The organism is Phenylobacterium sp., assembly GCF_030679875.1.
GTDB lineage: Bacteria > Pseudomonadota > Alphaproteobacteria > Caulobacterales > Caulobacteraceae > Phenylobacterium.
Genome location: NZ_JAUXSP010000015.1, coordinates 107,616 through 124,321 on the forward strand (window position 1 = coordinate 107,616; position 16,706 = coordinate 124,321).

The following is a 16,706-nucleotide window of genomic DNA, read 5'->3' on the forward strand; positions in this document are numbered from 1 at the left end:
GCCGGCCTAATGCCCCGCGCCGCCGAACACCACGTAGATGAAGGCGAACAGGAACAGCCACACCACATCGACGAAGTGCCAGTACCAGGCGGCCGCTTCGAAGCCGAAGTGGCGCTCCGGCGTGAAGCCGCCGCGCATCAGGCGCATCAGGCAGATGGCCAGGAAGATGGTGCCCACAAGGACGTGGAAACCGTGGAAGCCGGTGGCCATGAAGAAGGACGATCCATAGAGGCCCGAGCTGATCGCCGCGTCATTGTAGAAATAGTTGTGCGACAGGATGTGGTGGTACTCGTAGGCCTGGATGGCGCTGAAGATGACGCCGAGGATCACGGTCAGGATCAGGGCGAACTGGGCGCCCTTGCGGTCGCCCTGCTGCAGGGCGTGGTGGGCCCAGGTCACCGTGGTGCCTGAAAGCAGCAGCGTCAGGGTGTTGACCAGGGGGAGGTTCCAGGCCGGCACGGTCTCGATGCCCTGCGGCGGCCAGGTGGCCCAGGCCTGACGGACTTCCTCGATGCTGGAAAGCGTGCGGGCCTCATGGAAGAGGGCCATTTCGAAGAAGATCCAGAACCAGGCCACGAAGAACATCACTTCGGAGGCGATGAACAGGATCATGCCGTAGCGCAGGCCGAGATTGACGACCGGCGTATGGTCGCCGGCGTTGGCCTCCTTGGTCACGTCGATCCACCAGGCGGCCATGGTGATCAGGACCAGGGTCAGGCCGGCGGCGAACAGCCACCAGGTCCCGGCCGGGACGCCGAACAGGCCCTTGAGCCACATGACCAGGCCCACGGCCATGGCGGTGGCGCCCACCGAGGCCACCAGGGGCCACGGGCTGGGATTGACCAGGTGGTAGTCGTGCTTGACGCCTGCTTGGGCCATTTCGGTCCTAACCCCTCATGATATAGTCCCGCCGGCGTGGCTTGGGCTCGCCGCCGGCAGGTGGTCTTGATGGTGCTATAGCCCCGCCCCTTGCGATCCGCCAAGAGGGGAAGCCGCGGATGTCGTCGGCGCATGCGCGACCGGTTGAACCGTGGCGTCCTCGTCGGACGGATAGAAGGTGTAGGACAGGGTGATCTCGGCCTTGTTCCGGGTCTCGAAGTCCTCGGCGTATTCGGGATCGACGAAATAGACCATCGGGAACTTGATGGTCTCACCCGGACCAATGGTCTGGTCGGAAAAACAGAAGCATTCGAGTTTGCGGAAATAGGCGCCCGCCGCCTCGGGAACCACATTGTAGACCGCCCGCCCGGTCATGGCGGTCGGGCCGTTATTGGTCACCTCGAAGAAGGCCAGGCCCGTCTCGCCGATCTTCAAGCGCTGGGACACATCCTCTGAGCGGAACGCCCAGGGCAGGCTGCGGACATTGGTGTCAAAGCGCACATTGAGGCTGCGGTTCAGGATCTGGGTCGGCGCCGCTTCGGCCTGGCTGACGGTGCCGCCAAAGCCGGTGACCTGGCAGAAGGCGCGGTAGAGCGGCACTGAGGCGTAGGCCAGGCCGATCATGCCGACGAAGACGCCGGCGCAGATCAAGCCAAGGCGCACATTGCGCTGCGCCCCTTCGGGGCCAGGGCGCAGAGGTTCAGAGAGGTCTGTCGAGGACATTGGCTCCCAATCGAACAACGGTGACGAGGAAAACAAGCACGGCGAAGGCGATCAGACCCAGGGCCAGGGCGATGTTGCGGCCACGCCGCGCCTGGAGCCTGGGATCAGGCTGGCCGCTCCGGTTCGGCGCAGCTTGCATCGGCGCATCCTGAGGCGCTTCAGGCTCGCTCATCAGAGGCCTCCGGGGATCAGGTTGAGGAAGGTCGGCAGACCCAGGACGGCTTCGACCAGCAGGGTGGCGAAGATCAGGGTCAGATAGAGGATGGAAAAGGCGAACAGATTTCGGGCGTCCCGGGCGCCGGCCCGAACGTCATAGAGCCGCCCGTCGAGGCGGGGGTCGGCGCTGTCGCCAGCCCGGCTGCGCATGACCCGCCAGGCAAGGATGAGGAAGACCAGCCCGCCGGCGCCGGCGACAGCCAGATAGGGCAGACCGCCGAGCCCCGTGAAGGCCGGAACCAAGCAGATCGGAACGAACAGCAGGCTGTAGATGAAGATCTGTCGGCGGGTGGAGGCTGGGCCGGCCACAACGGGCATCATCGGCACGCCAGCCTTCTCGTAGTCCTCGCTGGAATAGAGGGCCAGGGCCCAGAAGTGGGCCGGGGTCCACATGAAGATGATGGCGCAGAGCAGCCAGGCGTTCAGCGGAACCTCGCCTGCGGCGGCCGCCCAGCCGATCACCGGCGGCAAGGCCCCGGCCAACCCGCCAATGACGATGTTCTGGGCGGTCCAGCGCTTGAGCCACATGGTGTAGACGACGGCGTAGAAGAAGATGGTGAAGGCCAGCAGGCCAGCGGCCAGCCAGTTGACGGCCACCCCCATGAACATGACCGACAGCATGGAGAGAATGACGCCCATGGAGAGGGCCTCGGCCCCCTGGATGCGGCCGGCTGGCACAGGCCGGCCCCGGGTGCGGCGCATCTTGGCGTCGATATCGGCGTCGTACCACATGTTGAGCGCGCCCGAGGCGCCCGCGCCGACCGCGATGCACAGGACGGCGACGGCGCCGATCAGCGGGTGGATCGGCGCCTTGGCGCAGACCAGGCCCGTGGCGCCTGTAAACACCACCAGCGACATGACCCGCGGCTTGAGCAGCTGCAGATAGTCCTGCCAGCGGGCGGGGGTGTCGGACGTGGTGGTGATGGCGCTCGTCATGGTCGCCAAAGACATACTCCTAAACATACCCGTCGCAACGGCGAAGGGGCGCGGCTCGGGTGTGACCGAACCGCGCCCCAGGGTCCTGGCCGGGCCGGCCGATCAGTGGTGGCCGTCAGCCTTGATGACCGGCGGCTCGTTGAACTGGTGGAACGGCGGCGGCGAAGGCAGGGTCCATTCCAGGGTGGTGGCGCCTTCGCCCCACGGATTGGCCTCGGCCTTGCGGCGCACGATGGCGGCTTCCAGCAGGATCAGCAGGAAGACGACCACGCCGACCGCGGTGATCAAATAGCCCACCGTCGAGACGTAGTTCCAGTAGGTGTAGGCCTCCGGATAGTCCACGTACCGGCGCGGCATGCCCTGCAGACCCAGGAAGTGCTGCGGGAAGAAGATGATGTTCACGCCGACGAAGGTGATCCAGAAGTGGAGCGCGCCGGCCCACTCGCGGTATTTCACGCCGAAGATCTTCTCGAACCAGTAGTAGAAGCCCGCGAAGATCGCGAACACCGCGCCGAGGCTCAGCACGTAGTGGAAGTGCGCCACCACATAATAGGTGTCGTGCAGGCTGTAATCGATCCCGGCATTGGCCAGGACCACGCCGGTGACGCCGCCCACGGTGAACAGGAAGATGAAGCCGATCGCCCACAGCATGGGCGTCTTGAAGCTGATCGACCCGCCCCACATGGTGGCGATCCAGGAGAAGATCTTCACGCCTGTGGGCACGGCGATGACCATGGTCGCGGCCACGAAATAGGCGCGCAGATTGATGTTCATGCCGACGGTGTACATGTGGTGCGCCCACACGATGAAGCCGACGAAGCCGATGGCCACCATGGCGTAGGCCATGGCCAGATAGCCGAAGATCGGCTTGCGCGAGAAGGTCGACACGATGTGGCTGATGATGCCGAAGCCCGGCAGGATCAGGATGTAGACCTCAGGGTGACCAAAGAACCAGAACAGGTGCTGGAACATCACCGGATCGCCGCCGCCGGCGGGGTCGAAGAAGCTGGTGCCGAAATTGCGGTCGGTCAGCAGCATGGTGATGGCGCCCGCCAGAACCGGCAGGGACAGCAGCAGCAGGAAGGCGGTGATCAGCACCGACCAGGCGAACAGCGGCATCCGGTGCAGGGTCATGCCCGGCGCACGCATGTTGAAGATGGTGGTGATGAAGTTGATCGCGCCCAGGATCGAGCTGGCGCCGGCCACGTGCAGAGACAGGATGGCCAGGTCCATGGACGGGCCTGTGTGGCCCAGCGTCGAGAGCGGCGGATAGATGGTCCAGCCGCCGCCGAAGCCGCGGCCAGGGCCGCCGTCGACGAACATCGACATCAAGAGCAGCACCCAGGCGGCCACCAGCAGCCAGAACGAAATGTTGTTCAGGCGGGGGAAGGCCATGTCTGGCGCGCCGATCATGATCGGGACGAACCAGTTGCCAAAGCCGCCGATCATCGCCGGCATGACCATGAAGAAGATCATGACCAGGGCGTGGGCGGTGACTACGACGTTGTAGCCGTGCTTGGAGGCGTCGATCCAGCCAAGCTGGTCGAGGAGCGAACCCTCGACAAACACCTGGAGACCGGGCTCAGCCAGCTCCCAGCGGATCAGACCTGACAGGGCGCCGCCCACGAGGCCCGCCATGATGGCGAACAGCAGGTAGAGGGTGCCGATGTCCTTGTGGTTGGTGGACAGGAACCAGCGGGTGAAGAACCCGGGCTTGTGATCGTGGTCGTCGTGACCGTGTGCGGCGGCGTGAGCCATCTTACTCTACCCCTGGGTCAGTTCGCGGCCGCTGCGGCAGCGGGCGCAGCGGTCTCAGGCGGCGAGACAGCCGCATCTTCGGTTTCGCCCTCGGTCGCCGAAGCGTCGGTGGCCGTCTGGTCGATGGCGGGCGCCGTGGCCTCGGCCTCGGTGCTGGCCGCAAGCCCGGCGGGGTTGCCGCCCTTGCCGGCGATCCAGGCGTCAAACGCCGCCTGGCTCACCACCCGGATTTCGATGGGCATATAGGCATGGTCGACGCCGCAGAGCTCGGAGCACTGGCCATAATAGACCCCCTCGCGCTCAGCGGTGAACCAGGTCTCGTTTACGCGGCCGGGGATGGCGTCGGTCTTCAGACCGAAGGCCGGCAGGGCGAAGGAGTGGATCACGTCGGCGGCGGTGACCAGGACGCGGACCGTCTTGCCCACCGGAACCACCATGGGCTCGTTGGCGGCCAGCAGATACGGCACGCCGGCGGCCCGGGCTTCTTCCTCAGGCAGCATGTTGGAGATGAATTCGCCCACCTCATGGTCGGGGTATTCGTAACCCCAGTACCACTGATAGCCCACCGCCTTCACCGTCAGGTCGGGGCGGGGCATGTCATGATAGGTGAACAGCAGGCGGAAGGAGAAGATGGCGATGAACACCAGGATCAGCACCGGCACCAGGGTCCAGACGACCTCGATGGTCGTGTTGTGGCTGAACTTGGCCGGCACCGGGTTGGACCGCGCATTGTAGCGAACGACCACCCAGATCAGCAGCGCCGCTACAAACAGGGTGATGATCGTAATGATCGGCATCAGGATCCAGTCATGGAACCAGATCGCGTCATACTTCAACGGCGCGGCGGCCGGCTGAAGCGCGATTCCCTTAGGCGTGGGCTGGCCTATCAGGTCCTGGGCCAGCGCCTGAACGCCCCAGAACGCCATCGTCGCGCCCGCTGCGGCCCCGGCCGCCAACGTCCGCATCCCCTGCAAGCTCGACTTCATATCCCCTCGGTCTCTTTGGCGGGCTCGGCGTCGGGGAAATACCCAAAAGCCGATCCGCGACTGAAACGAGGCTTACGCAGCGAAAAGGCGTCCGCCGCCAGGCCCTCAAGGCGCGTGCATACGCGCTCTCCCCCAAATTGCCAAGGCGATAGCCCGCGACAAGGCCCATCACGTTTGTGCGGCGATTTTGGACCAAATGACGCATGCGGAACTGGCGCCTGAGCGGCGCCCCGTGACGAGGGCCGCCCGAGACCCTATGTCTTGAGCAGGCCAGCCCGTGGCCCCGCCGAAGGACTCTCTATGAACGCCCACATTTCAGCGCCTTCAATCCTGGACTCCTGCGGCGTCGCGCCTGAGCGGGCGCGTGAAATCCTCGGCGAAGCCCTGGCCGGCGCTGACGACGGGGAGATTTTCGCCGAACGCTCGGAGAGCGAGTCCTTTCTGTTCGACGATGGCCGACTGAAATCGGCGGCCTATGATTCGACGGAGGGATTTGGCCTGCGAGTGGTGGCCGGCGAGACCGCCGGCTACGCCCATTCCAGCGAGATCTCGGAGGGCGCCCTGCGCCGGGCCGCATCCTCGGCCGCCCTGGCCAAGCGCGGCTATCAAGGCGTCGCCGCCGAGGGTCCCCGGGCCACCAATGTCCGCCACTATGGCGATGATGACCCCCTCGCCACCCCCGACTTCGCCGAGAAGGTCGCCCTGCTGCAAGAGATCGACGCCTGGGCGAGAGCCCGCGATCCCCGGGTCGTGCAGGTCATGGCCAGCCTGACGGCTGAGCGGCGCATCGTGGAGATCCTGCGGGCCGATGGGCGGCTGATCCGCGACGTGCGCCCCCTGTCGCGCATCAATATCCAGGTGACGGTCGAGAAGGACGGCCGACGCGAGGCCGGCTTTTCTGGGGCCGGCGGCCGGGCGGGCTATGAGGCCTGGATCACCCCTGACGCCTGGCGCGAGCAAGGCGAAGAAGCCCTGCGCCAGGCCCTCGTCAACCTTGACGCGGTGGCCTGTCCCGCGGGCGAGATGGACGTGGTGCTGGGCCCCGGCTGGAATGGGGTTCTGTTGCACGAGGCCGTCGGGCACGGTCTGGAAGGCGACTTCAACCGCAAGGGCACCTCGGCCTTTTCCGGCAAGATCGGCCAACGGGTGGCCGCGCCGGGCGTCACCGTATTCGACGACGGCGCCCTGCCCGGCCGTCGCGGCTCGCTCACCATTGACGACGAGGGCACCCCGACGGAGCGCACGGTGCTGATCGAGGACGGTATCCTGGTCGGCTACATGCATGACCGCATGAGCGCCCGGCTGATGGGTCTGACCGCCACCGGCAATGGCCGGCGGCAGTCCTATGCGCACATGCCCATGCCCCGGATGACCAATACGGCCATGGAGGGCGGCTCCACCCCCCAGGCCGAGATGATCGCCTCGACCAAGCGCGGTCTCTATTGCGCCAATTTCGGCGGCGGCCAGGTGGACATCACCAACGGCAAGTTCGTCTTCCAGTGCACCGAGGCCTACCTGATCGAGGACGGCAAGGTGACAAGACCCGTCAAGGGCGCGACCCTGATTGGCGATGGCCCCTCGGCGCTCACCCGGGTGACCATGATCGGCGATGACTTCGCCTTCGATCCCGGCGTCGGGGTCTGCGGCAAGTCCGGCCAGAGCCTGCCGGTGGGTGTGGGTCAGCCGTCTCTGAAGATCACCGGCCTGACGGTGGGCGGCACCAGCATCTAGGACACACTCGGCCTAAGTTTGGCGAATCTGTCGGAGATTTAACTAGGGCGCGAGCTCAACCCTGGATCATCTGCCCGGCAGGAGACGCCCAGATGATCCAAAGAAACCGCCTCGCTGCGCTGGCCGCAGCGTGCCCCCTGATGATTCCCGCCGCGGCCCTGGCGCAGGCGCCGGCTGATCCGCCCATGGCCGCGAGCGCCCAGGGTGTGACCAGCTATGCGCCGGACTTCTTCGCCGACGCCCGTCCAACCACGGCGCTGGACATGATTGAGCGCATACCGGGCTTCGTGCTCGACGGGGGCGACAATGTGCGCGGCTTCGAGGGGGCGGCGGGCAATGTGCTGATCGATGGCCGGCGGCCAGCCTCAAAGTCGGACAATCTGGCAGAAATCCTGCGCCGGATCCCGGCGTCTCAGGTCTCCCGCATCGACGTGATTCGCGGCGGCGCGCCGGGCGTCGACATGCAGGGCAAGGCGGTGATGGCCAATCTGCTCCGCGCCGAAACCAACACGGTCCAGGGCCTGATCGCCCTGGCCGACCGCCAGGTCTATGATGGACGCAATCTGCTGGGGCTGCGGGTCGAAGGCTCCGGCCGCGCAGGCGCGCTCGCCTGGGAGGCGGGCTTGGTCGGCGGACAGGGACCTGATGACGGGGCTGGCGAAGGCCCGCGGGTTCGCGTCGACCGCCTGGGCGTTCCGCTCATTCTCAGCGACGTCGACAGCCAAGGCCAGGCGACCAATGGCGCCTTGACGGGGGCCGTGGAGCGTCCGGTGCTTGGTGGGCAATTGCGGGTCAATGGCCGGCTGTTCGTCGACCACTATGAGTATGACGAGCGAAATCAGCAGCGGGGCGGCGGTCCGCTGGAGGTATCCCACGAGGACTTCGACCTGACCGAAACCGAGCTCGGCGCCAGTTTCACCCGGCCTTTGAGTCCGCGGACCAGCCTGGAGCTGATCGGCCTTCGGCAGACCGCCGAACAAGTCATCGACTCCACCTTCAGCGACCCCTTCGAACAGGCCCATTTCGCTTTGGAGAGCGATACGGTGGAGACCATCGGGCGCGGCGTGCTGCGTTGGCGACAGAGCGAGGCCCTGTCCTGGGAGCTAGGCGCTGAGACCGCCGTGAACACCTTGGACGGCCGCACGCGGTTCGCCCGCAACGGGACGCCCATAGCCCTGCCCGCGGCCAATGTTCAGGTCGAGGAGCGGCGGGGCGAAGCGTTCCTGAAGACCGCGTGGCGGGCCACCCCGCGCCTGACCGTCGACGGTGCGCTGCGCTATGAGGCCTCCGACATCACCGCCGAGGGCGATCTGGCCTTGGAGAAATCCCTGGCCTTCGCCAAGCCCCGCCTCAGCCTGGCCTGGGCGCAGGATTCACGCACCCAGCTGCGGTTCAGCATTGAGCGCAGCGTCGGCCAGCTGAACTTCGACGACTTCGTCGCCACCTCCGCCTTGAACACCGGGGTGCTGACCGCGGGCAATCCCGACCTGAACCCCGCCCAGGAGTGGGTGGCCGAAGCCGCCATCGAGCGGCGTTTCTGGACCAGCGGCGCGCTGGTGGTCACCGTTCGCCGGGCCGAGGTCACCGACGTCATTGACCGGGCGCCCGTACGCCTGATCGACGGGGGGATTTATGATGCTCCGGCCAATATCGGTTCGGGGGTGCGCGAGGAGCTGGCCATGAACCTCAACCTGCCCCTGGAACGGTTTGGCGTGAAGGGCGCCCAGCTGCGCGGGGAGGCCACCTGGAGGTGGTCTGAGGTGGAGGATCCCACCACCGGCGAGAGCCGCGAGATTTCGGGCCTGCGTCCCCTGGAATGGGAAGCCCACTACACACACGATCTGCCAGCTTGGAAGTCGGTCTGGGGGATCGACGTGTTCGGCGGCTGGCGGGAGACCTACTACCGCTATGACGAGATCTCGACGCGGAAGCTCAAGACCTTCGTCGTGCCCTTCGTCGAGTGGAAGCCTCAGCCGACCTGGGTGATCCGGTTCGAAATCCCCAATGTCACCGAGCGCGGCGTGCGCCGCACCCGCACCGTCTATGAAGGCCCCAGGGATGTGAGCCCCGTCGCCTACATTGAGGACCGGGACATCCAGTTCGGCCGGATGTACCGGTTGCGGATCAGCAAAACCCTCGGCGGCTGAGCGGGACAGCGACCAGATGCGCCTGCCCCGCCCGTTCCGCTGTCCTAAGACTGACGGTCATCCCGCAGGGTCTGGGGATTCACCGCCTGGCGTTCGCCATCGACGGTGGGCGCGATCGGCTCCGGCGACGGGCCATGCCCCGTCTCCACCCCGTGCGCCCAGCCCTTGATGAAGAAGCTGAGCACCATGAAGATCACCCCGGCCGCCAGACCCCAGTAGCCGAGCATCTGGAAGACCCGCAGCGAACTCTGCAGCGCCGCTTCGGGATCCAGGACCTGGCCGCCCAGGGTGGCGGTGCCGGCGAAACCGGCGATCCGCCCCCCCACAAACTGAGCGATGGAGCTGGAGAGGAACCAGACGGCCATCATGAACGACACCACCGAGGGCAGGGAGAGCTTGGTGATCTCAGACAGGCCTACCGGCGAGAGGAAGAGTTCGCCGGTGGTGTGCAGCAGGTAGAGCAGGCCCAACACCATGAGCGGGAGCCGGAAGGTCGGATCGGCGAAGCCTGCGCTCCAGACGACCACCATGAAGCCCAGACCGGCCTGCAACAGGGCCAGACCGAATTTCATGGTCGGATCGGGATCCATGTTGCGGCGGCCAAGAAAGGCCCAGAGCGCGGCGAAGATCGGCGCGAAGATGAGAATGAAGCCCGCGTTGAAAGACTGCACCTGGGCGGCGCCAAAGCGGGTGTCGATCCATGACCACCAGCTGCCAGGCGCCATACCCGCGGCTTCCAGCTGGTCAGGGGTGCCCATTGGCATGCCCAGGAAGGTGCTGGCCTGGCCTGTGATCGACAGGTCCACATTGCGCGCCGCGAACAGGTTGAGCGAGGTCCCGGCCTGTTCAAACAGGGTCCAGAACACCACTGAGCCGAAGATCAGAACCATGGCCAGCATCATCCGCTGACGCTCGACCCGCGTCTGGCAGACCCGCACGATCACATAGGCGACGATGGCCAGAGACACCACGATGGCGACAGACAGCACCTGGCCCACCACAGCCTCGCGCTGAACAAGCCACCACACCGCAGCAATGGCGGGGATGGTGGAGAGATAGATCAGCCATTCCCGGTTCAACGGCCCCACCACGGGCTTGGCCAGCAGTTCGGGATTGGGAGGCTCGCCCTTGCCCTGAAGCAGGGGCTTGCCCAGCACGAAGACGATCCAGCCCAGAGCCATGCCGATCCCGGCCAGGCCAAAGCCGTAGCTCCAGCCAAACTGCTGTCCGAGCAGTCCGCACAGGACCGAGGCCCAGAAGGCGCCGAGATTGATGCCGTAATAATAGAGGGTGAAGCCGGAATCCCGCCGCGGGTCGCCCTGCGGGTAGAGCTGTCCCACGATGGTGGAGATATTCGGCTTCAGGAAGCCGACGCCGAGGATGATCAGCGACAGCGCCAGATAGAAGACGTTGACGCCCACCGGATCAGCCGTCTTGGCCATCTGGTAGCTGCCCTCAGGCAGGACGGCCGGCAGGGATGCGGCTGCGGGGAGGTCGATGATCCGCAACCCGCCGCCCTCAGCAGGGGCGAAGGCGTAGGGGGCGCCGTCCACCACGAGCCGGACCTCACGGTCATCCATGCGGCCCTCAAGCGAGACCTCATAGGCCTGGCCGGCATAGGTCAGGGTTTCGCGGGTGGGCTCACCCTCCACCGCCATGGCCAAGTGGCCGGCCACCAGCAGCAGGGCGCCAAAGGCCACCGCCTTGCGGGTGCCGAGATAGCGGTCGGCCAGGACGCCGCCGATCAGGGGCAGCAGATAGACGAGCGAGGTGTAGGAGCCATATTGGCTATTGGCGATATCGTCATCGAACAGAAGGTGCTGCGTCAGATAGAAGATCAGGATGGTCCGCATGCCGTAGTAGGAGAAGCGCTCCCACATCTCGGCGAAGAACAGGACGATCAGACCCCGGGGATGATTGCGCATCAGCTGCAGCAGCACCGGAAGGCCGGTGAGCAGCGTGATGATCACGCCGAGCACGACGACGATGTTCATGAATCGACTTCCGCTTGGTCTGCATTAAGCCAGCCTTGGAGCCAGCGCCGAGGTTCATTTGACCCGGGCGGCCCGGGAAAGCGGGGAGAAGATCACGCGTCTGCGCGCGAGACAAGCAAGGCTTGCCCGTCCCCATCGTCACGTCGTGAAGGCCGGAGCCATGGGCCCTGTTGTGCGTTCACCTTGGGTCCACAGGAGATGAGTCCATGCCCGACCCCGGCGCCACCCACGCCCTGGAAATTCGCCCAGCCGGCGGCCGCATGCGCGCCGCCTTCCGCGGTCATGTGATCGCCGACAGCAATGACGTCCTCATCCTGCGGGAGGGCGCGATGGCGCCCGTCGCCTATTTCCCCAAGGACGACATTGAGATGGGCTATTTCGCCCGGACCGAGCGCTCAACCCACTGCCCGTTCAAGGGTGACGCCGGCTACTACACGGTGACGCTGGAGGGCGAGGTGCTCGAAAACGTCGCCTGGACCTATGAGGATCCTCTGCCGGGGGCGGTCCAGATTGATGGTCGGCTGGCCTTCTACACTGATCGGATCGAGGTCTATGAGGTGGGCGACAAGACCGCCCCAAACGACCACCACGCCAATGTGGACGAGGTCGTGCAACACACCGATTCTGGCGGCGGCCAGAGCCAGAAGGCGCATTGGCCGACCAATGTGGAAGAGCCCAAGGGGTGAGGCGACGGCCTTAGAAGGCCATGGTCTCATAGGCCTTGGACAGGTCGCCGGCCCAGGCCCCGTGGTACTGCTCGAGCATCCGCTCGGCCGGGGTCAGGCCGGTTTCGGCGATATCTTCCAACTCAGCGAGGTAGCCGGTCTCATCGACCATGCCGCCGCTGAGACGGTTGCGGGCCTTCAGGCCCTGGCGGGCGATGACCAGGACGTCCTTGGCCACGTCTTGCAGTGTGCGGCCGCCGATCTGCGCCTTCAGGCCGACCTTGGCGGCTTGGCTGCGCAGACCTTCATGGTCTTCCACTGACCAGGACTTGCAGACATCCCAGGCTGCATCGAGAGCGGCCTGGTCATAGAGCAGGCCGGTCCACAGGGCCGGCAGGGCGCAGAGCCGGCTCCAGGGGCCAGCATCGGCGCCACGCATCTCCAGATAATATTTGAGCCGCACCTCAGGGAAGATGGTGGTGACGTGGTCGGCCCAGTCCTTGATGGTCGGCCGCTCGCCCGGCAGTTCCGGCAAACGTCCGGCCATGAACTCACGGAAGGATCGCCCGGCCACGTCGATGTAGCGGCCCTCGCGCTTCACGAAATACATCGGCACGTCCAACGCATAGTTGGCGTAGGTCTCGAAGCCGAAGCCATCCTTGAAGACGAAATCCAGCATGCCCGTCCGGTCAGGGTCGACATCGGTCCAGACATTGGCCCGGGCCGACAGGAAGCCGTTGGGCTTGCCTTCGGTGAAGGGGGAGTTGGCGAACAGCGCCGTGGCCACCGGCTGTAGAGCCAGGCTGGTCCGGAACTTCTTGACCATGTCGGCTTCGGAGCCGAAGTCGAGGTTCACCTGCACCGTGCAGGTGCGGAACATCATGTCCAGCCCCATGCCGCCGACCTTCGGCATGTAGTTGCGCATGATCTTGTAGCGGCCCTTGGGCATCACCGGGATCTGGTCCCGGGCCCAGGTGGGCGTGAAGCCGAGACCCAGAAAGCCCAGGCCGAGTTCGTCGGCTACGGCCTTGACCTCGGCCAGATGGCCGCCGGTTTCATCGCAGATCTCGTGCAGGTCGTTCAGGGGCGCGCCAGACAGTTCGAACTGGCCGCCCGGCTCCAGGCTGACATTGGCGCCATTGCGCTCCAGCCCGATGAGGGTGTCGCCTTCGAACACCCCCTGCCAGCCAAACCGCATCAGCCCGGTCAGCAGGGCGTGAATGCCATTGGGCCCCTCATACGGGACCGGCGAATTGTCCTTGAGGTAGAAGGGAAATTTCTCGTGCTCGGCGCCGATGCGCCAGTCCGCCTTGGCCTTGGAGCCATCGGCGAACCACGCCACCAGGTCCTCGAACGCCAAGGGGCGTTCCTCGCAAATGACGTTGGCCATGACACTCTCCCCAGCCCGCCAGTAATTTTCGCCACGGCCGAGGCCCCCAGCGGCGGCGATCTTTACGCCGTTCGCTGAAGTGGGCGCAACGATGGCGAAGCGCAATGCCCCCTCAATCAGAGGCGGCGTGATCGCGCCAGTCTCCGCAGGCGCTCTGCCAGAGGGTCAGGGCGCTGATGGCCGCCGTGTCAGCCCGCAGAATCCGCGGGCCAAGACTGGCGGGCACGGCCTGATCAAGGCTGCGAAGCCGTTCACGCTCGGCGGGGGAAAAACCCCCTTCCGGTCCTATCAGCACGGCCCAGGGGCCGGAGGGCTGCCCTCGCAGGGCGTCAAGAACCGGCGGGGCGTCGCCGGCCTCGTCACAGAAGAGCAGGCGGCGGCTGGCCTCCCAGTCGTCGAGCACGGCGCTCAGCCGTATTGGCTCGAAAATCTCCGGCAGATCGATGCGGCCGGTCTGCTCGGCGGCCTCCGTGGCGATCGCATTCAGCCTGGACAGTCGGATATGCTCGGGATTGGTTCGCTCGGTCAGCACCAGGCGCACCCGCCGTGCGCCCAGTTCGCAGGCCTTTTCGATGATGGTCTCCAGCCGGGCGCGCTTGACCACGGCGACGATCAGGTCGAGGTCGGGGCCCCGCGTCAAGGCCCTCGTCTGCGCCTCGACCTCAAGCACCGCCCCACGCTTGCCGCTCTCGATGACCACGGCCCGCCACTCCCCATCGCGGCCATTGAACACCAGCACCGGATCGCCGGGCGACCGACGCATGACTGCGATCACATAGCGGCTCTGATCGGGATTGAGGCCGAGCTTGGCGCCGGGGGCGAGATCGTGGGTCACAAACAGTCGGATCATCGGTCGATTTTCTAAGGGTTGCCGCCGTCCGCGCATAGGGCATGGCGCAGAGCCCCGCCGTCGGCGTAGGCTTTCGCCATGAGCAAGTCCGCAAAGACCGACGAGACCTATGACGAAGCCCTGCCTCGGCTGCAGCTGGCCCTGGTGAAGATGCAGCAGCGGGCCCTGGCCGATGGCGAGAAGGTGCTGGTCATCTTCGAAGGCCGCGACGCCGCCGGCAAGGACGGGACCATTCAGCGGATCACCGAGCACATGTCGGTCCGCGCCACCCGGGTCGTGGCCCTGTCCAAGCCCTCCGACGTCGAGCGCACCCAGTGGTACTTTCAGCGCTATGTCAGCCATCTGCCGGCGGGCGGCCAGTTCGTGATCTTCAACCGCTCCTGGTACAACCGCGCCGGCGTGGAGCGGGTTCTCGGCTTCTCCAGCCTCGCCGAGCAGGAGGATTTCCTTCGCGAGGTGCCGCTGTTTGAGCAGATGCTGGTGGCGAGCGGCATCCGACTGGTGAAGATCTGGATGGATGTCAGCAAGGACGAGCAGGCCGAGCGTCTGGCGGAGCGGAAGAACGACCCGCTCAAGGTGCTGAAGTCGAGCCCGCTGGATGAATTCGCCCAGCCCCGTTGGGACGACTATTCCGCGGCCCGCGACGAGATGCTGCGGCGCACCGACACCGCCCAGGCGCCCTGGGTCTGCGTCAAGGCCGACCACAAGAAGACCGCTCGGCTCAATGTCATCCGCCACCTGATTGGAGCCCTGGCGGCCCCCGGGCTCGCGCGCACGGTGGAGGATCCCGATCCTGAAATCCTCTTCGGCTTCGACATCGCCGCCCTGACAGACGGGCGTCTCTGCCCCTGACCTGCCGTCGCCGCCGATTTTGGTGGCCGCCGGCCTCGCAGGTTGGCTAGGTTGAGGTGGAGACATGCGGGAGCGGTGCAGTCGTGGCGTGGAATGAGGGGACAGGCCTGCCGAGCTTGGACGCCCGCCTGACATTTCTGCGTACCGGCGGGGTGACGGGCGCCCTGATCGCCGAACGTGACTGGTCCACCAGCCCCATCGGGCCCATCTCGGCCTGGCCCCAGAGTCTGCTCACAGCCCTGAGCATGTTGCTCCATTCCCCGACCCCAATCGTGATGCTCTGGGGGCCGCAGGGCGTCATGCTCTACAATGACGCCTATTCCGTCTTCGCCGGCGCCCGCCATCCGAGGCTTCTGGGCAGCAATGTGCTGGAGGGCTGGCCGGAGGTCGCCGACTTCAACGCCCACGTCATGGAGGTGGGCCTGGCGGGCGGCTCGCTCAGCTACAAGAACCAGGAACTGGTCCTCTATCGCAACGGCCAGGCTGAGAAGGTCGTGATGAATCTCGACTATTCGCCGGTCTTTGACGAGGCGGGCGCGCCAGCCGGCGTCATCGCCATTGTCGTGGAGACCACAGAGCAGGTGCGCGCCGAAGCCGCGCTGAAGGCTGAGCGGGATCGCGCCCACAATGTCCTGGAGGGGATGACGGACGGCTTCCTGCTGCTGGCGCACGACTTCACGATCCTCGAGATGAACGCTGAAGGAATCCGGGTCGACGGGCGTCCCCGCGAGGCCTTCATCGGCCAGAATCACTGGGACGTCTGGCCAGACACCTACGACATGCCGCTGGGTGCGATTTATCGGCAGGCCATGAGCCAGCGGACCGCCTTCGTTCTCGAAAATCGGTATGTGTTCCCAGATGGACGGGCCACCTGGCTCGACGTGCGGGGCAACCCGGTCGAAGAAGGCCTGGCCATCTTCTACCGCGACATCACCGAACCGAAACGGGCCGAAGAACACCTGCGGCTGATGGTTCATGAACTGAACCACCGGGTGAAGAACTCCCTGGCCACAGTGCAGGCGATCGCAGCCCAGACCTTGCGCGGCGGCGAGGCGCCTCTGGCGGTGCGCGAAGCCCTGACCTCTCGCCTCCTGGCCCTGGCCAAGGCGCATGATGTCCTGACTGACGCCCGGTGGGCCGGCGCCCGGCTGGATGAGATCGCCGCCCAGGCGGCCGAACCCTATGGCGGCGAGCGGTTCAAGATCGAAGGACCCGGGGTGATCCTCGCCCCTCGGACCGCCATTGCGATGGCGCTGGCCTTCCACGAACTGGCGACCAACGCCGCCAAGTACGGCGCCCTCAGCTCGGCCGCCGGCCAGGTCGAGTTGATATGGAGCCTGACCGCGAACGTCGATCCGCCACAGCTGCGCCTGACCTGGCGGGAAACTGGGGGGCCGCCTGTGCAGCCGCCGACCCGGAAGGGCTTTGGCTCCCGTCTCATTGAGCGCGGCCTGGCCGCGGAATTTGTCGGCGAGGTGCGGATGGACTTTCAGCCCGCCGGACTGGTCTGCCAGGTCGAGGTGGTGCTGCCGGTCGACGAACTTCAGGACTGGGCCGTCAGGCCTTAAGGCGCGCGGCT

14 protein-coding genes are annotated in these 16,706 nt (G+C 65.9%); 5 read left to right on the forward strand and 9 right to left on the reverse strand.

The annotated features are described in order from the left end of the window. Positions 1-6 precede the first annotated feature (6 nt). The 6 genes from Q8K84_RS08590 to coxB all read right to left on the reverse strand — a co-directional run bounded on the left by Q8K84_RS08590 (position 7) and on the right by coxB (position 5,498). Positions 7-879, reverse strand: a complete 873-nt coding sequence (locus Q8K84_RS08590) for a cytochrome c oxidase subunit 3 (protein ID WP_305282199.1) — start codon at positions 877-879, stop codon at positions 7-9. A gap of 75 nt (positions 880-954) precedes the next feature. Further along, positions 955-1,602: a cytochrome c oxidase assembly protein gene (locus Q8K84_RS08595; RefSeq protein WP_305282200.1), complete on the reverse strand. Its 648-nt coding sequence runs from the start codon at positions 1,600-1,602 to the stop codon at positions 955-957. Next, a complete protein-coding gene (locus tag Q8K84_RS08600) occupies positions 1,580-1,774 on the reverse strand; it encodes a hypothetical protein (RefSeq protein WP_370867856.1) in 195 nt (64 codons plus the stop codon). The genes Q8K84_RS08595 and Q8K84_RS08600 overlap by 23 nt, the downstream gene beginning before the upstream one ends. Beyond that, on the reverse strand, positions 1,774-2,769 hold the full coding sequence (gene cyoE, locus Q8K84_RS08605) for a heme o synthase (protein WP_305282202.1): 996 nt from the start codon (positions 2,767-2,769) through the stop codon (positions 1,774-1,776). The genes Q8K84_RS08600 and cyoE overlap by 1 nt, the downstream gene beginning before the upstream one ends. An 87-nt stretch (positions 2,770-2,856) precedes the next feature. Beyond that, a complete protein-coding gene (gene ctaD / locus Q8K84_RS08610; RefSeq protein WP_305282203.1) occupies positions 2,857-4,512 on the reverse strand; it encodes a cytochrome c oxidase subunit I in 1,656 nt (551 codons plus the stop codon). Between the two features lie 17 nt (positions 4,513-4,529). Continuing rightward, the gene (coxB, locus tag Q8K84_RS08615) at positions 4,530-5,498 is read right to left on the reverse strand and encodes a cytochrome c oxidase subunit II (RefSeq protein ID WP_305282205.1); all 969 of its coding nucleotides are present in this window, start codon (positions 5,496-5,498) and stop codon (positions 4,530-4,532) included. 300 nt (positions 5,499-5,798) lie between these two features. Here coxB and tldD point away from each other — a divergent pair, with 300 nt between their 5' ends. After that, positions 5,799-7,229 carry a metalloprotease TldD gene (tldD, locus tag Q8K84_RS08620; protein WP_305282206.1) on the forward strand — a complete coding sequence of 477 codons (1,431 nt, stop codon included), beginning with the start codon at positions 5,799-5,801 and terminating at the stop codon, positions 7,227-7,229. A 92-nt stretch (positions 7,230-7,321) separates the two neighbouring features. Then, the gene (locus Q8K84_RS08625; protein ID WP_305282207.1) at positions 7,322-9,376 is read left to right on the forward strand and encodes a TonB-dependent siderophore receptor; all 2,055 of its coding nucleotides are present in this window, start codon (positions 7,322-7,324) and stop codon (positions 9,374-9,376) included. Between the two features lie 44 nt (positions 9,377-9,420). Here Q8K84_RS08625 and Q8K84_RS08630 read toward each other — a convergent pair whose 3' ends face one another. After that, entirely contained in the window at positions 9,421-11,370 is a 1,950-nt protein-coding gene (locus Q8K84_RS08630) for a peptide MFS transporter (RefSeq protein ID WP_305282208.1), read from the reverse strand. Between the two features lie 206 nt (positions 11,371-11,576). Between Q8K84_RS08630 and Q8K84_RS08635 the strand changes: the two genes are divergently transcribed. Beyond that, complete coding sequence (locus Q8K84_RS08635; protein WP_305282210.1) at positions 11,577-12,056, forward strand: DUF427 domain-containing protein; 480 nt, start codon at positions 11,577-11,579, stop codon at positions 12,054-12,056. Between the two features lie 10 nt (positions 12,057-12,066). Here Q8K84_RS08635 and Q8K84_RS08640 read toward each other — a convergent pair whose 3' ends face one another. Together Q8K84_RS08640 and Q8K84_RS08645 are read right to left on the reverse strand one after the other, a co-directional pair. After that, positions 12,067-13,425 carry a glutamate--cysteine ligase gene (locus Q8K84_RS08640; RefSeq protein ID WP_305282211.1) on the reverse strand — a complete coding sequence of 453 codons (1,359 nt, stop codon included), beginning with the start codon at positions 13,423-13,425 and terminating at the stop codon, positions 12,067-12,069. 112 nt (positions 13,426-13,537) lie between these two features. Then, entirely contained in the window at positions 13,538-14,275 is a 738-nt protein-coding gene (locus Q8K84_RS08645) for a 16S rRNA (uracil(1498)-N(3))-methyltransferase (RefSeq protein ID WP_305282212.1), read from the reverse strand. 78 nt (positions 14,276-14,353) lie between these two features. Here Q8K84_RS08645 and ppk2 point away from each other — a divergent pair, with 78 nt between their 5' ends. Then, positions 14,354-15,127: a polyphosphate kinase 2 gene (gene ppk2, locus Q8K84_RS08650; protein WP_305282213.1), complete on the forward strand. Its 774-nt coding sequence runs from the start codon at positions 14,354-14,356 to the stop codon at positions 15,125-15,127. 83 nt (positions 15,128-15,210) lie between these two features. Beyond that, a complete protein-coding gene (locus Q8K84_RS08655) occupies positions 15,211-16,695 on the forward strand; it encodes a sensor histidine kinase (RefSeq protein ID WP_305282214.1) in 1,485 nt (494 codons plus the stop codon). The last annotated feature ends 11 nt before the right edge of the window (positions 16,696-16,706 follow it).

What these genes read in the sequence shown, in the direction of transcription:
- Q8K84_RS08590 (WP_305282199.1), bottom strand. Translation starts at nt 879, where the DNA reads ATGGCCCAAGCAGGCGTCAAGCACGACTACCACCTGGTCAATCCCAGC.
- Q8K84_RS08595 (WP_305282200.1), bottom strand. Translation starts at nt 1,602, where the DNA reads ATGTCCTCGACAGACCTCTCTGAACCTCTGCGCCCTGGCCCCGAAGGG.
- Q8K84_RS08600 (WP_370867856.1), bottom strand. Translation starts at nt 1,774, where the DNA reads ATGAGCGAGCCTGAAGCGCCTCAGGATGCGCCGATGCAAGCTGCGCCG.
- cyoE (WP_305282202.1), bottom strand. Translation starts at nt 2,769, where the DNA reads ATGTCTTTGGCGACCATGACGAGCGCCATCACCACCACGTCCGACACC.
- ctaD (WP_305282203.1), bottom strand. Translation starts at nt 4,512, where the DNA reads ATGGCTCACGCCGCCGCACACGGTCACGACGACCACGATCACAAGCCC.
- coxB (WP_305282205.1), bottom strand. Translation starts at nt 5,498, where the DNA reads ATGAAGTCGAGCTTGCAGGGGATGCGGACGTTGGCGGCCGGGGCCGCA.
- tldD (WP_305282206.1), top strand. Translation starts at nt 5,799, where the DNA reads ATGAACGCCCACATTTCAGCGCCTTCAATCCTGGACTCCTGCGGCGTC.
- Q8K84_RS08625 (WP_305282207.1), top strand. Translation starts at nt 7,322, where the DNA reads ATGATCCAAAGAAACCGCCTCGCTGCGCTGGCCGCAGCGTGCCCCCTG.
- Q8K84_RS08630 (WP_305282208.1), bottom strand. Translation starts at nt 11,370, where the DNA reads ATGAACATCGTCGTCGTGCTCGGCGTGATCATCACGCTGCTCACCGGC.
- Q8K84_RS08635 (WP_305282210.1), top strand. Translation starts at nt 11,577, where the DNA reads ATGCCCGACCCCGGCGCCACCCACGCCCTGGAAATTCGCCCAGCCGGC.
- Q8K84_RS08640 (WP_305282211.1), bottom strand. Translation starts at nt 13,425, where the DNA reads ATGGCCAACGTCATTTGCGAGGAACGCCCCTTGGCGTTCGAGGACCTG.
- Q8K84_RS08645 (WP_305282212.1), bottom strand. Translation starts at nt 14,275, where the DNA reads ATGATCCGACTGTTTGTGACCCACGATCTCGCCCCCGGCGCCAAGCTC.
- ppk2 (WP_305282213.1), top strand. Translation starts at nt 14,354, where the DNA reads ATGAGCAAGTCCGCAAAGACCGACGAGACCTATGACGAAGCCCTGCCT.